This is a genomic window from Pseudomonas sp. (genome assembly GCF_049653025.1).
In the GTDB taxonomy this organism is placed as follows: Bacteria; Pseudomonadota; Gammaproteobacteria; order Pseudomonadales; family Pseudomonadaceae; genus Aquipseudomonas.
In genome coordinates this window covers 749,002-762,904 of the sequence record NZ_JBASFM010000006.1, presented here as the reverse complement: position 1 = coordinate 762,904, position 13,903 = coordinate 749,002, and the positions used below count along the sequence as shown (strand labels likewise).

The 13,903-nt window shown below is 63.6% G+C and carries 13 protein-coding genes; 5 read left to right on the top strand and 8 right to left on the bottom strand.

What is annotated here, in order from left to right; genetic code table 11:
• Positions 1-28: 28 nt before the first annotated feature.
• The 3 genes from WBK23_RS06620 to WBK23_RS06610 all read right to left on the bottom strand — a co-directional run bounded on the left by WBK23_RS06620 (position 29) and on the right by WBK23_RS06610 (position 4,616).
• A complete protein-coding gene (locus tag WBK23_RS06620) occupies positions 29-1,411 on the bottom strand; it encodes an aspartate aminotransferase family protein (RefSeq protein ID WP_424483166.1) in 1,383 nt (460 codons plus the stop codon).
• A 67-nt stretch (positions 1,412-1,478) separates the two neighbouring features.
• Entirely contained in the window at positions 1,479-2,903 is a 1,425-nt protein-coding gene (locus WBK23_RS06615) for an APC family permease (RefSeq protein ID WP_424483165.1), read from the bottom strand.
• A gap of 219 nt (positions 2,904-3,122) precedes the next feature.
• Entirely contained in the window at positions 3,123-4,616 is a 1,494-nt protein-coding gene (locus WBK23_RS06610; RefSeq protein WP_424483164.1) for an aldehyde dehydrogenase, read from the bottom strand.
• Positions 4,617-4,820: 204 nt separating this feature from the next.
• On the opposite strand from WBK23_RS06610, the gene WBK23_RS06605 reads away from it, so the two are divergent.
• Positions 4,821-5,747 carry a LysR family transcriptional regulator gene (locus tag WBK23_RS06605; RefSeq protein WP_424483163.1) on the top strand — a complete coding sequence of 309 codons (927 nt, stop codon included), beginning with the start codon at positions 4,821-4,823 and terminating at the stop codon, positions 5,745-5,747.
• 48 nt (positions 5,748-5,795) lie between these two features.
• Here the strand turns inward: WBK23_RS06605 and WBK23_RS06600 are convergent, their stop codons facing one another.
• The gene (locus WBK23_RS06600; RefSeq protein WP_424483162.1) at positions 5,796-6,422 is read right to left on the bottom strand and encodes a hypothetical protein; all 627 of its coding nucleotides are present in this window, start codon (positions 6,420-6,422) and stop codon (positions 5,796-5,798) included.
• 349 nt (positions 6,423-6,771) lie between these two features.
• On the opposite strand from WBK23_RS06600, the gene WBK23_RS06595 reads away from it, so the two are divergent.
• From WBK23_RS06595 to WBK23_RS06580, 4 genes are all read left to right on the top strand, one after another.
• Positions 6,772-7,269, top strand: coding sequence for a hypothetical protein (locus tag WBK23_RS06595; RefSeq protein ID WP_424483161.1), 498 nt, complete (start codon positions 6,772-6,774; stop codon positions 7,267-7,269).
• 157 nt (positions 7,270-7,426) lie between these two features.
• On the top strand, positions 7,427-8,812 hold the full coding sequence (locus WBK23_RS06590; RefSeq protein ID WP_424483160.1) for a DUF3300 domain-containing protein: 1,386 nt from the start codon (positions 7,427-7,429) through the stop codon (positions 8,810-8,812).
• 13 nt (positions 8,813-8,825) lie between these two features.
• Complete coding sequence (locus WBK23_RS06585) at positions 8,826-9,713, top strand: DUF2950 domain-containing protein (protein WP_424483159.1); 888 nt, start codon at positions 8,826-8,828, stop codon at positions 9,711-9,713.
• A gap of 43 nt (positions 9,714-9,756) precedes the next feature.
• Positions 9,757-9,975 (top strand): DUF4287 domain-containing protein, encoded by a 219-nt coding sequence (locus tag WBK23_RS06580; protein WP_424483158.1) that lies wholly within the window; start codon positions 9,757-9,759, stop codon positions 9,973-9,975.
• A 70-nt stretch (positions 9,976-10,045) separates the two neighbouring features.
• Here WBK23_RS06580 and argE read toward each other — a convergent pair whose 3' ends face one another.
• The 4 genes from argE to WBK23_RS06560 all read right to left on the bottom strand — a co-directional run bounded on the left by argE (position 10,046) and on the right by WBK23_RS06560 (position 13,824).
• On the bottom strand, positions 10,046-11,209 hold the full coding sequence (argE, locus tag WBK23_RS06575; protein WP_424483157.1) for an acetylornithine deacetylase: 1,164 nt from the start codon (positions 11,207-11,209) through the stop codon (positions 10,046-10,048).
• On the bottom strand, positions 11,202-11,876 hold the full coding sequence (locus tag WBK23_RS06570) for a DUF1028 domain-containing protein (RefSeq protein ID WP_424483156.1): 675 nt from the start codon (positions 11,874-11,876) through the stop codon (positions 11,202-11,204). Before WBK23_RS06570 ends, argE begins: the two co-directional genes overlap by 8 nt.
• 144 nt (positions 11,877-12,020) lie before the next feature.
• Complete coding sequence (locus WBK23_RS06565; RefSeq protein WP_424483155.1) at positions 12,021-12,431, bottom strand: RidA family protein; 411 nt, start codon at positions 12,429-12,431, stop codon at positions 12,021-12,023.
• A gap of 76 nt (positions 12,432-12,507) precedes the next feature.
• Positions 12,508-13,824: a flavin-containing monooxygenase gene (locus WBK23_RS06560; protein WP_424483154.1), complete on the bottom strand. Its 1,317-nt coding sequence runs from the start codon at positions 13,822-13,824 to the stop codon at positions 12,508-12,510.
• Between the last annotated feature and the right edge of the window lie 79 nt (positions 13,825-13,903).

Sequence of the window (13,903 nt, the reverse complement as noted above, 5' to 3'; positions counted from 1 at the left end):
GCGCGGCTTTTTTATTCCCGGCGTTTGCTTACAGCAAACCCAGTTCCATGGCGGTGCGATCCAGCGCCAGCTTGGTCTTGCCGACCAGCTCGTCGAGGTCGCCGTGCGTGGCCACCAGGGCCGGTGCCATGATCATGCGCCCGCCGGTGGCGCGGATGATCAGGCCTTCCTCGAAGCCAATCGTGCGGCAACGCCAGGTGATGTCGGTCTCGTTGGCGAAGCGCTTGCGGCTGGACTTGTCTTCGCACAGCTGCAGGGCGGCGACCAGGCCGGCGCCCTGGATTTCACCAACCAGCGGATGGCCCTCGAACACCTGGCGCAGGCACTGCTGCAAGTACGGGCCGCTGTCGTTCTTGACCTGGCTGACCACGCCTTCGTCACGCAGCGCCTTGATATTGGCGATGGCCACGGCCGCCGCCACCGGATGTCCGGAGTAGGTCAGGCCGTGGGCGAATACACCGCCCTGCTGCACCAGCACCTCGGCCATGCGCTTGCTCAGCACCAGGCCGCCCATGGGGATGTAGCCGCTGGTCAGGCCTTTGGCGATGGTCAGGGTGTCCGGCTCGAAACCGAAGTACTGGTGGGCGAACCACTCGCCGGTACGGCCGAAACCACCGATGACTTCGTCGGCGCTCAGCAGCACGTCGTATTTGCGGCAGATGCGCTGGATTTCCGCCCAGTAGCTGGCCGGTGGGAAGATCATGCCGCCGGCACCCTGGAAGGGTTCGGCGACGAAGGCGGCGACGTTGTCGGCACCCAGTTCGAGGATCTTGGCTTCCAACTCGCGGGCCGCCTTGAGGCCGAATTCTGCTTCCGACAGCTCGCCGCCCTGCACGTACCAGTAGGGTTCGCCGATATGGGCGAAGTCCGGCAGCATGCCGCCCATCTCGTGCATAAAGCCCATGCCACCGAGGGCGGTGCTGCCCAGGGTGGAGCCGTGGTAGCCGTTCCAGCGGCCGATCATCACCTTCTTCTGCGGTTTGCCGAGAATCTGCCAGTAGCGGCGCACGGTGCGGATCAGCACCTCGTTGGCCTCGGAGCCGGAGTTGGTGTAGATGGCGTGGCTGTAGTGGCTCGGCAGCAGGCTGAATAGCAGCTCGGACAGCTCCACCACCGCCGGGTGAGTGGTGTGGAAGAACATGTTGTAGTACGGCAGCTGCTCCAGCTGACGGGTGGCGGCGGCGGCCAGGTCCTTGCGGCCGTAGCCGAGGTTGGTGCACCACAGGCCGGACATGCCGTCCAGGTAGCGCTGGCCGTCGTTGTCCCACAGGTGCAGGCCCTCGCCGCGCACCATCACGCGCGGGCCTTCGGCGTTGAGCGCCTTCTGGTCGACAAAGGCGTGGATGTGGTGGGCCGCATCCAGCGCCTGGTAATCACGGGTGGTACGGGTTGGGTTCTGGGGGAGTGTCATGACAGCGGCCTCGCCTGTTTACATGTTGTTGAATTGCCGGGGCGCAATCAGTCGCCCCGGCGGTAGCTCATTTGCGCGCCAGAACCTCGTCCAGCGGCACCGGGGTGAACAGCGGTTTGCGCATGACCAGTTTGATCCAGACTACGGCGATCAGCGACACCAGGCCCAGCACCACACCGGCACTGGTGAAGATCGATACCGCCATCTCCGGGGTCGGCGAGGCGTAGTAGATCGACACCAGCATGCCGAGGATGCCGAGCAGCTGTGGCAGCGGGTAGAACGGCGTCTTGAACGGGCGCGCCAGGTGCGGATAACGGCGGCGCAGGGCGATCACGTCCAGGTGGCAGACGATATAGGCCAGCAGCCAGGCGATGGCCGCGGCGATCAGCAGCAGATTGACCGCACCGGGGTTGTCACCCATAAACAGCACCGGAATACCGGTGATGGCGGCGACGAACAGCACGGCCACCCAGGGGGTGTTGAAGCCACGGCTGAGCAGCTTGAACTGCGGAAACGCCTGGCCGTTCTGCGCCATGCCGTAGAGCATCCGCGGGATGGCCGCCAGCGAGGTGTTGAGGGTGCTGCAGGTGGCGGTGAGCGCGGCGATCACCAGCACATGCTTGCCGGTTTCACCGAACAGCGCGGTGGCGTAGAGGAAGTGCGGCAGCGCATCGCTGGCCAGCTTGTCCTGGGGCACGTAGTAGAGCGCGCCGATGGCATACAGGGCGATGGTGAGGAAGATCACCGTCACGCCGATGATCATCGCCCAGGGAATGTTGCGTTCGGGGCGGCGCGACTCTTCCACCAGCGGGCAGACGAACTCGGCCCCGACAAAACCCCAGATGGCCAGCGCCACCAGGGTCAGCACCCCGGCACCCATGGGGTTCCAGTCCTGCGGCAGGCTGCTGCTCAGCGCCGGCTCGCTACCACTGCCGCTGACTGCGGCCAGGCCGAGGGCCAGCAGCACTATCACCATGATCGTGGCCAGGGCGGTCTGCAGGCGGGCGAAGATGTCGATGCCGAGCAGGTTGAGCAGGGTGAACAGTACCAGCACGCCGAAGGCGATGGTCATGTGCGGGAACACGCCGGGATAGACCTGGTTGATGATCAGGTCGAGCAGCAGCAGCTCGGCCGAGAGGGCGAACATCGCCACCACCACGTAACCGGAGAAGGTCGAGACGATCGCCGGGAAGTGCCCTAGGGCTACCTCGGTGTAGCTGCTCAGGCTGCCGGCGCGGGGGATCATCAGCGACAGTTCGGCGAAGGAGAAGATGTAGCTCAGCGCCAGCAGAAAGGCGATAAACAACGGAATGAGGAAGCCCGGCCCGGCAATGCCCGCGCCTTGCAGCATCAGCACCATTACGCCCTGGGAAACCACCAGGCCAATGGAGACCGAGAGCAGGGCACCGAGCCCCAGACTCTTGCTGAACTTGCCTTTGGCCGCGACGCCCGCGGTCCGCGGCGGTGCCAGGGTGATATCGGAATCGTACATGCTGCGTTCTCCTGCGATTTTATTGTTGTGCGAGGTGGAACTTGCGTTGTGGCTCGCGCGGGCATACCGCGCCCCTTGAGCATCGGTTTCGGAGCTTTTGAGCTAGAGCCAGGCAAGGCGGAATTGGGCGAGGACGCGGAATTTACGAGGTGTAAATGAGCAGTCCGAGCCCGATTCCAACGCAGCATGGCCGACGATCAAGAGCTCCGAGAACGGTGATCAGGAGCGCAGCTGGAACCAGGCGGTCTTCAACAGGCTGTATTTGTCGAAGGCATGCAGCGACAGGTCGCGACCGAAGCCGGATTGCTTGCAGCCGCCGAACGGCGTGCAGACATCCAGCGCATCGGCGGTGTTCACCGATACGGTGCCGACGCGCAGGCGTTTGGCCACGCGGTGCGCGCGGTTGAGGTCATCGGTCCACAGCGAGGCGGCCAGGCCGTACGGGCTGTCGTTGGCCAGGCGCACGGCCTCGTCCTCGCTGTCGAAAGGCATGACCGCCAGCACCGGGCCGAACACTTCCTCGCGGGCCAGCTGCATGTCCGGCGTGACGCCGGTAAAGATGGTCGGCTGAATAAAGTTATCCGAGCCGCCCACGCTCAGGCGCTGGCCGCCGCATACCAGGGTGGTGCCTTGGCTTTGCGCCCGGTCGATAAAGCCCATGATGCGTTCGGCCTGGCGGGCATCGACTATGGCTCCGGCGCGGCTGGCTGGGTTGAGCGGGTCGCCGGGTTGCCAATGCTGCGCCTTGGCGATCAGGCGCTCGACGAACTCATCGTGAATCGAACGTTCGACCAGCAGGCGCGAGTTGGCCGAGCAGACTTCGCCCTGGTTGAAGAAGATCGCGAAGGCGGCTTTTTCGGCGGCCAGGTCGAGGTCCTGGCAGTCGGCAAACACCAGATTGGCGCTCTTGCCGCCGCATTCCAGCCACACCTGCTTGAGGTTGGACTGCGCCGCGTAGGCCATAAAGTACTTGCCCACCTCGGTGGAGCCGGTAAACGCCAGGCAATCCACGTCCATATGCAGGCCGAGGGCCTTCCCGGCGCTTTCACCCAGGCCCGGCACCACGTTCAATACCCCGGCCGGCAAACCAGCCTCCAGGGCCAACTGGCCCAGGCGCAGGGCGGAGAAGGGCGACTGCTCGGCGGGTTTGAGCACCACCGAGTTGCCGGCAGCCAGGGCTGGCGCGAGTTTCCAGGCGGCCAGGTCCAGCGGGAAGTTCCACGGTACTACTGCACCGATCACCCCCAGTGGCTCGCGGGTAATGGTGGCCAGGGCATCGCTGGCGGTCGGCGCGACCTGGTCATAGAGCTTGTCCAGGGCCTCGCCGTACCAGCTGAAAACGTTGGCTGCACCGGGAACGTCGACGTTATAGGCATCCATCACCGGCTTGCCCATGTTCAGCGAGTCGAGCAGCGCCAGTTCCTCGCGGTTGGCCATGATCAGCTCGGCCAAACGCAGCAATACCTGCTTGCGCTCACGGGGTGCCATGCGCGCCCAGGGGCCTTGCTCGAAGGCCTGGCGGGCACTGCGCACGGCGGCATCGATATCCGCCGCGTCGCAGGCGGCGACATGGGCCAGTAACTGGTTGTTGGCCGGGTTGATCGAGGCAAAGGTCGCGCCGCTCTGGGCCGGACGCAGCTGGCCGTCGATCAGTACCTGGGTGATAAAGCCTTGCTCGGCCGCGCGCTTCTGCCAACCGCTGTAGTCCAACATCGCCTCTATCCTCATACCGGATGCCGTGAACGGCTTTTGGGTTGTTGAGGTCGATGGTGGCGCAGGTCGGGCTGAAGGAAAATTAGTAAATTTATGCTCGCAGGCCATTAAAAAACTGGGCAGCCCCAGTGCCGGGCCTGGGGTATGTTGGCTGCATAAAATCAGTACAAGACGGCCAGCAGGCCGCTATCGAGGAGGTACCGCATGGCCGCCTACACCCTGCGTCAGCTCAAGTATTTCGTCACCACCGTGGAATGCGGCAGCGTGGCCGAGGCTTCGCGCAAGCTGTATATCGCCCAGCCGTCGATCTCCACGGCGATCAAAGGCCTGGAAGAGAGCTTCGGTCTGCAACTGTTTATCCGCCACCACGCCCAGGGCGTGTCGCTGACGCCTGGCGGCGCGCGCTTCTACAAGAAGGCTCAGGAGCTGATCCGCATGGCCCGCGAGTTCGAGCAGAACGCCCTGGCCGATAACGATGTGGTGGCCGGGCAGATCGATATCGGCTGCTTCGAGACCGTGGCCCCGCTGTATCTGCCGCGGCTGATCGCCGGCTTCAATGCGCGCTACCCAGGGGTGGAAATCCGCATCCGCGATGGCGAGCAACAAGAGCTGATCCAGGGCCTGACGGCCGGGCGCTTCGACCTGGCCATCCTCTACGACCACGACCTCGACGCAACCATCGCCAGCGAAGCGCTGATGGCCCCACAGAAACCCTACGCCTTGCTACCCGAAGACCATCGATTTACCGGTCAGGCCCAGGTGTCACTGCGCGACCTGTGCCTGGAACCGATGATCCTGCTCGACGTGCAACCGAGTCGCACCTACTTCGTCAGCCTGTTTGAAGAGCTGGGTCTGACACCCAATATCGTCTTCAGCTCACCGTCTATTGAAATGGTGCGCGGCATGGTCGGCCAGGGTTTCGGCTTCTCCCTGCTGGTGACCCGCCCGCACTCGGAATGCACCTACGACGGCAAGAAGGTGGTGATGGTGGATATCGCCGAGCCGGTGACCAGCTCCGGCCTGGCCGCTGCCTGGCTGAAGCGTTCGCAGCTGACCAAACCGGCGCAGCTGTTTGTCGAGTTCTGTAAGGAACAGTTGGGGGCGGGGAGTGGGGCCGCAAATGGGGCGTGAAGCGTGCCAGGCGGCTTCTGCAGAAGTTAGTGCAGGCACTCCCCAGCCTTAGCGGTCAGTGCTGATAACAGCTCCACCAGGGGTTATAACCTGAATCTCTGTTTTCACCGACTCCCCTAGCCCACCATTGCGTATCTCGATGGTTTTGATTGGAGTATTGGTCAGTGCCGGATAGCGTTTTTGAAATACTGGCTGATCCCGCGCGAGCTGATCGAGGTGTATGACTTTTGCACCAATCAGGATGTTGAAGCGACGTACAGGAACAAAGTGAAAGTTACCGAGGTAGGTTGCTTTGCCGGGGGCTACTTCGAAGGCGATGGTTTCGGGGTTGGTGGAGTGGCTGTTGACCATGCCGCCCGAGGTACTCGACTTGCGGATCAGGTAACGACCAGCAGGAAGTGCCGAGCTGAACAGCGCGCCGCGAAAGCTGTTGGTGGGGAAGTCGTTGCGTGGCATGGCGGGGTACATGGCCGCTCCGGCACTAAAGTAGTTGCGTGTCCCCCCGCCTTCTCGCTCGTAATTGATACGGTATTCGGCCATGGCACCGTCATAGGTTATGGATCCGATGACCAGACCTTCGCCACTGGCAGTGTCCAGTTTGTAGTCGTCGCGGATATTGGCGGTGCCGCAGCCGATCAGTGTGCTAGCTAGCAGCAGAGTTAAGAGGTGTTTCACTAAAGACTCTCCCTGTTATGTTGCTCCAACAATGGCGCGGCGGGACGTTACGGGCTCGACACATTTCTGTCCACGTTTACCTTTGTGCATGCTTCAGTATGCGCGGCGATCGCACAATGACGGGCTCTTAACCTTGCTGGGTGGAGCATTACTCGGCGGGTTGCACCTTCGGCGAGCCCGCTCTGCGGCCACTTGTTGCCAGTGGTCGCTTTGGATCGACAGCAAGTATTTAAAGCGGGAAAAATAATTCACCCGCCTTTGGCCGGTACCCCCAGCCAAGACTGAATACAATACGCACACGATTATCCCGAGCCATACCTATGGCTGCATCGAACAAGGACCGCGCCCCATGGCTTCCCCAGATAAACAGCTAAAACGTGCCCAGCGGGCCAAAGCCAAGGCCAAGCAGAACCGTTCGGGCAAGGCCAAGGTCAATGTCGTGCATCCGCTGTTGGCCAATCCGCTGATCAACGAGCCGTTCGATGATGTCGAGATCGACCTGAGCACCTTCGATTTCAAAGACATCGAAGAGAGCGGTTTCGATCCGGCCGACTTCGACGATCTGTTCCAGGCGATGAAAGTCGGCGAGGGCATCAGCCTGCTGGCGATGTGCCTGGTGTTCCTGCAATACCCGGTGTTGGAGCTGGTGGTCGCGGAGGAAGCGGAAGATGCGGCTACGGACTTTATGATGGGCCTGCTGATTGTCTATCGCGGGATCTTCCATGATGAAGACGAAGACACGGCCGTGGAGTGGATCGGCAGCGATGCCTTCCAGCATGCCTACAACGAAGCCTCGCTGATCCTGCAGAAGAAGAGCGCTCGCGGCACACCGGGTGCTCGCGCGTAAAAAAGCCAACTGAGCGGCGCTAACTCCTTATCCCTCCAAGCCGCATTCTGCGGCTTCTGGAAAACCTCCTATGCTTGCTGAGGTCGCCGAGTTGTCGTCGGCGACGCTGACCATCCCCTGTGTCTAGCTCCCGCTTTTCTTCGCAAGGAGAAGCGTCATGCCCAGTTGTCGTCGTTTCAGCACTGTTCTGCTTGCCTGGCTGCTCCTGGCGGGTTGGAGCACTTATTCCAGTGCGCAGTCGCCTTCTGCGGCAGTCGCTGCGCCTGCCGCCGAGAGCACGGCTGAAACCGTGTTCAGTGCGCAGGAGCTGGACCAGATGATGGCACCGCTGGCGCTGTATCCAGACGCCCTGCTGGCTCAGGTGCTGATGGCCTCGACCTACCCCGGCGATGTCGCCGACGCCGTGACCTGGTCCACGGAACATCCGGATGCCAGCGGCGACGCCGCCGTGCGACAGGTGGCAAGTCAGCCCTGGGACCCGAGCGTGCAGTCGCTGGCTGCCTTCCCGGCGGTGCTGGTGACTCTCGGCCAGGACCCGGCCTGGGTGCAGCGCGTCGGCGACGCCTTTCTCGCCCAGCCTGATGCGGTCATGGACTCGGTGCAGCGCTTACGTCGCCAGGCCCAGGCCGCCGGCAACCTCAAGTCCAGTGAACAGCAGAAGGTCATCGTGCAGCCGGCGGCATCGACCAGCACGACCAGCACGACCACGGTGGTGCAGCCGGCCGCCAGTCAGACCATCATCATAGAGTCGGCCGATCCGCAGGTCATCTACGTGCCCAGCTACAACTCGACCGTGGTCTACGGCAGCTGGCCCTATCCGGCCTATCCGCCGGTGTATTACCCGCCACCGCCCGGTTACTACTTCGGCTCCGCGCTGGTCGCCGGCCTGGGGTTCGCGGCCGGTGTGGCCATCGTCGACTCGCTGTGGGGCGACTGCGACTGGGGCCACGGCGATGTCGACATCGACATCAACCGCTACAACACCATCAACAGCAACCGGCAGATCAACGTTAATCAAAACAAGTGGCAGCACAACGCGGTCAATCGCGACGGGGTGCCCTACCGCGACCGCAGCAGCCGTGAGCAGTATGGTCAGCGCCTGGCCGGCAGCGAACAGCGCGATGCCTTGCGCGGTCGTGAACCGGGGCGCGCCGCTGACCGCGAGCGGGCCCGGCAGAGCCTGTCGCAGCGTGGTATCGAGGCTCCGGCCACGAGCAATCGTGAGGCGCGCGAGCGTGCTCAGACCGCCGAGCGCGGTATCCGTGAACAGTCGCAGGCCCGTGCACAGGCGCGTCAGCGCACGCAAAGCAGCCCGCAGGCCCGCCAGCAGGCGCGAGAAAAGTATTCCAGCACGCCACGGACCCGTAACAACGCCTTCGCCGACTCACGCAATCCCTCACGCGCACAGGCGTCCGTCAACCGTGGCCAAACCAGCCGCGCCTCGGCCAGCCGGCCGAAGGTCGAGCGCAGCGGCCAGTCGGTGCAGCGCTCGGTTCCATCGTCTTCACGGGGTACCTCCCGTGGTGGTGGCCGTCGGCGCTGAAAGGAGATTCACCATGAATGCCATATTGCGCTATTGCCTGCCGCTGCTGGCCTTGCTGACGCTGGATGCCCACGCGCAGCAGGTCTATCCCACGCCAACTGCCGCCGTCGAGGCGCTGATCGGTGCGCTGGGCACCGAGAAGGGTGACCCCGTGCGCCTGGCCGCGCTGCTTGGGGATGATTGGGAAACCTGGATCCCCACTAACAACATCGAGCGCGAGGATGTCGACGCCTTCCTCGCGCTCTATCGGCAGAAGCGAACGATTCAGGTTGAGGGCGGTAAGCGTGCACATTTGCTGGTCGGCAATACGCCGCTGACGTTCCCCCTGCCGCTGATAAAGGCTGATGACGGTTGGCGCTTCGATACCCAAGCCGGGCGTGAGGAGGTCCGCGCGCGGCGTATCGGGCGCAATGAGCTGGCCGCTATGGAGGCGGTGCGCGCTTACCACGATGCACAGATGGACTACGCCGAGATCGACCGCGACGGCGACGGTGTGCTCGAGTACGCGCAGACGTTTATCAGCAGTGACGGTCAGTACGATGGCCTGTATTGGCCGGAGGAACCGGGCATTGCGCAGAGCCCGCTCGGCCCGCTGTTTGGCGACGAACTGCCGGATGGCGAGTGGCAGGGCTATCACTACCGCATCCTGGAGGCCCAGGGGCAGTCGGCACCGGGTGGTGCCTACGGGTACAAGCTGGGCGACAACATGAGCCGCGGTTTTGCCCTGATCGCCTGGCCGGCCGAGTATGGCGACAGCGGGGTGATGAGCTTTATGATCAGCCACGACGGCCAAGTGTTCGAGAGCGATCTTGGCCCTGACAGCGACAAGGTGGTCAGCGCCATGCGCCTGTTCGATCCGGACAGCAACTGGCATGAAATCAAAGAGCCGGCAGCGCCCTGAGCGCCGGCCCAACTCAGCGTAGGCAGAAACGGAGTTCGCACCCATGAGCGAAGACACCAAAGTAAAAGGGCCCGCGTCGTATTTCCCTTCAATTGAAAAGAAGCACGGGCAGCCAATCGCCCACTGGCTAACTCTGCTGGAAACAGTCGCCGGCAAGAAGCATATGGAAATGGTGGCATGGCTCAAAACTGAATACGACATGGGTCATGGTCACGCCAATGCGTTGGTTGCGCATTATCTGGCTACCGCTAAAACCAGCTAGCAAGTGTGCTCACTTCGTTCGCTGGGGCGGCGTGCCGTCGCTCCTTGACTGAGTCGTTAGCGGCCGTGAGTCAGGAACTTTCTTGCAGCCACTGCGCCAGGCGCAGCAGCATGGCGTCGCAACCGGCCAGCTGTTCAGCGCTGACGAACTCATCCGGTTTATGGCCCTGGTCCATGCTGCCGGGACCGCAGATCACTGTGGGGATGCCGGCCTGGTGAAACAGCCCACCCTCGGTACCAAAAGCCACCGTACCGAAATCGCCGCTGCCGGCCAGCAGCGCTAGCAGTTGCGCGGCCTCGCTGTGTGGGTCGGTGGCCAGTCCGGGGTAGGCCGACAGCGGTTGAAACTCGATGGCAGTCTCGGCGCTGCGTGCACGCATCTGTGGCAGCACTGTGTTGGCGGCGTAGTCCATCAGCTCGGCGGCCACCTGCAGCGGGTCATGCGCCGGCAGGGCGCGCACCTCGAAGTCGAACTGGCAGTCGGCGGGGACGATATTCAACGCGCGGCCACCCTGGATCAGCCCGGTCTGCACCGTGGAGTAGGGCGGGTCGAAGCGCGCATCCTGACGCTCAAGTGCGCTCAAACGCTGGCCGATTTCACCGAGCCGGTTGATCAGCTTGGCGGCGTATTCGATGGCATTCACCCCCTGGGTTGCATAGGCCGAGTGGCAGGCCGCGCCCTGTACCTGGCAGCGCATGGCCAATTTGCCCTTGTGGCCGAGCACCGGTTTGAGTTCGGTGGGCTCGCCGATAATGCACAGCGCAGGCTTGTTCGGCCGTTGCTCTAGGTCGGCCAGCAGCGAGCGTACGCCCAGACAGCCGACTTCTTCGTCGTAGGAAAACGCCAGATGCAGCGGCAGGCGCAGCGGCTGGGCGAGAAAGTGCGGCACGGCGGCCAGCGCGCAAGCGATAAAACCTTTCATATCGGCGCTGCCGCGGCCATACAGCTTGCCATCGCGTTCGCTCAGCTCGAAAGGTGGCAGGCTCCAGGCTTGGCCGTCCACCGGCACCACGTCGCTGTGTCCGGACAGCAGCACGCCGCCACGGTCAGTCGGGCCGATAGTGGCGAACAGGTTGGCCTTGCTGCGTTCACCGTTGTAATCCAGCTCGCAGGCCACGTCGAGGCCTGCCAGGTAGTCGCGGATAAACTCGATCAGGCCCAGATTGGAGTCGCGGCTGACGGTGGGAAAGGCGATCAGCTGGGCCAGCAGGTCGCGGCTGCTGAGCTTATTCATCGCCGGGTACGCCGTAGCTAGGGGCGCGGGTCGGGTCGAGGGCGCGGATCAGGTAGTCCTGCATCTGCGGCCGGTAGGCCTGCCAGAGCTTGTCCAGTTCACCGATCGGGTCCTGCTCGGCCCAGTCCATGCGCAGGTCGATGATCGGCCAGACCAGATCGCCAACCACCTTGAGCGCCGCAGAATGCACGGGACCGGCCTCGCCGCCGGCGGCCATTGCCGCGTGCATCGCCGCTAGCAGCCGGTCGGCGAGCTGACCTGGGGTGTGCTCGAAGGCACTGATCATGGCGGCGATCACCGCTGGCGCAGACAACAGATTGCCGGCCGCCACGCATTGCTCGCCGGTCAGGGCGTTGTGCAGCCCCAGGGCTTCGCTGCCGGAGAACAGTGCGCTGCGGCCCTGGCTGTCGAGCAGCGCGACCTGGCGATACTGGCTGTAGCCGTTACGGCTGAGCGCCTGATCCAGCGCCGCCGCCGGTTCCAGCCCGGCTTCCAGGGCGTCGAGAATTTGCGGGCCGAGGGCCGGCAGGGTGATGTTCTGGCTGGCCACCGCACCGACCCCCGCGCGCAGCCAGGGGCAACGGGCGCCCACGGCGATGCTCGAGGAACTGATGGCGATGCCCAGCTGGCCGGTTTCGGCGCAGCGGCCGACTATGGAAAAGGTCATAAAGCCTCCTTACAAACAAAATCCTGAAAGCGTCGCGAGCGAAGGCCAGACAAGGCGAGGGCAGCCGGGAAAAGCGGAGTTTGCTGGTGCAAATGAGCATTTTCCTGGCTGCCCTCAACGCCGTATGGCCGAGTGCAGTAGCTTTCAGTCGGGGATCACTGCTATCACGTCGATCTCCATCAGCCACTCCGGCTGGCCGAGGCCGCTGATCACCAGACCGGTGGAGATCGGGAACACGCCTTTCAGCCACTTGCCGACTTCCTGGTAGACCGGCTCGCGGTAGCGCGGGTCGATCAGGTAGGTGGTGGTTTTGACGATATGCGACAGGTCGCTGCCGGCCTCTTCGAGCAGTTGTTTGACGTTCTTCATGGCCTGCTCGGCCTGGGCGCGTGGGTCGCCGAGACCAACCAGTTTGCCGTTGAAGTCGGTGCCAATCTGCCCGCGTACATACACGGTGTTACCGGCGCGCACGGCCTGGCACAGGTCATTGTCCAAGCTCTGGTTGGGGTAGGTGTCCTTGGTGTTGAACATGCGGATACGGGTATGGGTAGGCATCGACGTGCGTCCTGTAAACAGAGTGGGTGAAGAGGCCCCGCAGGGCCTCGGTCAGCGAGCTGGATTTGGCGCTCAGTCAGCGTTTTTGCCGCGTGGCGCTATCGCGGTAGGCCAGGTAGGTGCGCTGGGTGGCGATATGTCCGGCAACGTGTTTGGCGTCGTGCCAAACGCCCCAGATAAAGCTCGAACCACGGCGCGACAGCCACGGCAGACCGAGGAAGTACACCCCCGGCTCGCGGGACACGCCGCGCTGGTGCGCAGGCTTGCCCTTGGCGTCGAAGGCGTCCACCTGCAGCCAGCTGAAATCCACGGCGTAGCCGGTAGCCCAGATGATCGAGGTGACGCCGGCCTTGGCCAGATCCAGCTCGGCAAGCGGCTTGCTTACGCACTCTGGGTCAGGGTAGGTGGCACGGGCTTCCGGCTCCTGCGGCAGGTCGAGGCCGTTGCGAGCGATATAGGCGTCGGCCGCATCCAGCAGCGCCAGGTAGTTCTTATCGCCGTTCTTGAGGTTTTCCAGCAGGTCCTGCTGGAAGGTCACCACGCCGTTGTCGAAACGCTTGGTCAGCCCTACCAGGGTCATGCCCTGATGGGCCAGGCCACGGAAATCCACGGTATGCCCGCCACGGGCACCGCTCACCGCGATGGTCACGTGTTCCTTGCCCGGCTGGGCGGCTTCCGCATCCCACTCGCCGAGCACGCCCAACCACCAACAGAAATCGCGGTTGCGGTAGGCGCGTGGCGGCCGGTCGTGCGGCCCCACCGAGAGGTAGACCTTCTTGCCGGAACGCTGCAGTTCATCGGCGATCTGCACCCCCGACGAGCCTGCGCCGACCACCAGCACCGCGCCTTCGGGCAATTGCTGTGGGTTGTAGTACTGCGCGGAATGGATCTGGGTGATTCGGTCGTCCTTGGGCGCGATCGGCGGGATCACCGGACGCTGGAACGGCCCGGTGGCAGAGATCACGCGGTTGGCCTGGATCACGCCCTCGGACGTCTCAATGCGAAAGCCCGGGCGGTCGCTATTGCGCGTCACCTTGCGCACTTCCACGCCGGTGCGAATCGGCGCGTTGAACTTCTTTGCATAGGCTTCGAAATAGGCCGCGACCCGCTCTTTGGGGGCAAAGGCGTCGGCGTCGAGGTCGTCAAAGGCCAGGCCGGGGAAGCGGTCGTGCCAGGCCGGGCCGTTGGCTACCAGTGAATCCCAGCGGCCGGTGCGCCAGGCTTCGGCGATGCGGTTTTTCTCCAGCACCAGGTGCGGCACGCCCAGCGTGCTCAGGTGTTCGCTGATGGCCACGCCGGCCTGACCGGCCCCCACCACCAGTGTGTCGATTTCTGTTCCTTCAAGGCTCACGCCGGTGGGCATGTGCAAGGCGCTTTGATTCAGGTCGGTCATGGCAGGGGTCCTCTGATTCCGAACGTTGTTGTTCTAGTGCGGCTGACTGTGGGGCTTAGCCGCATTCTGTTCGGAGCCG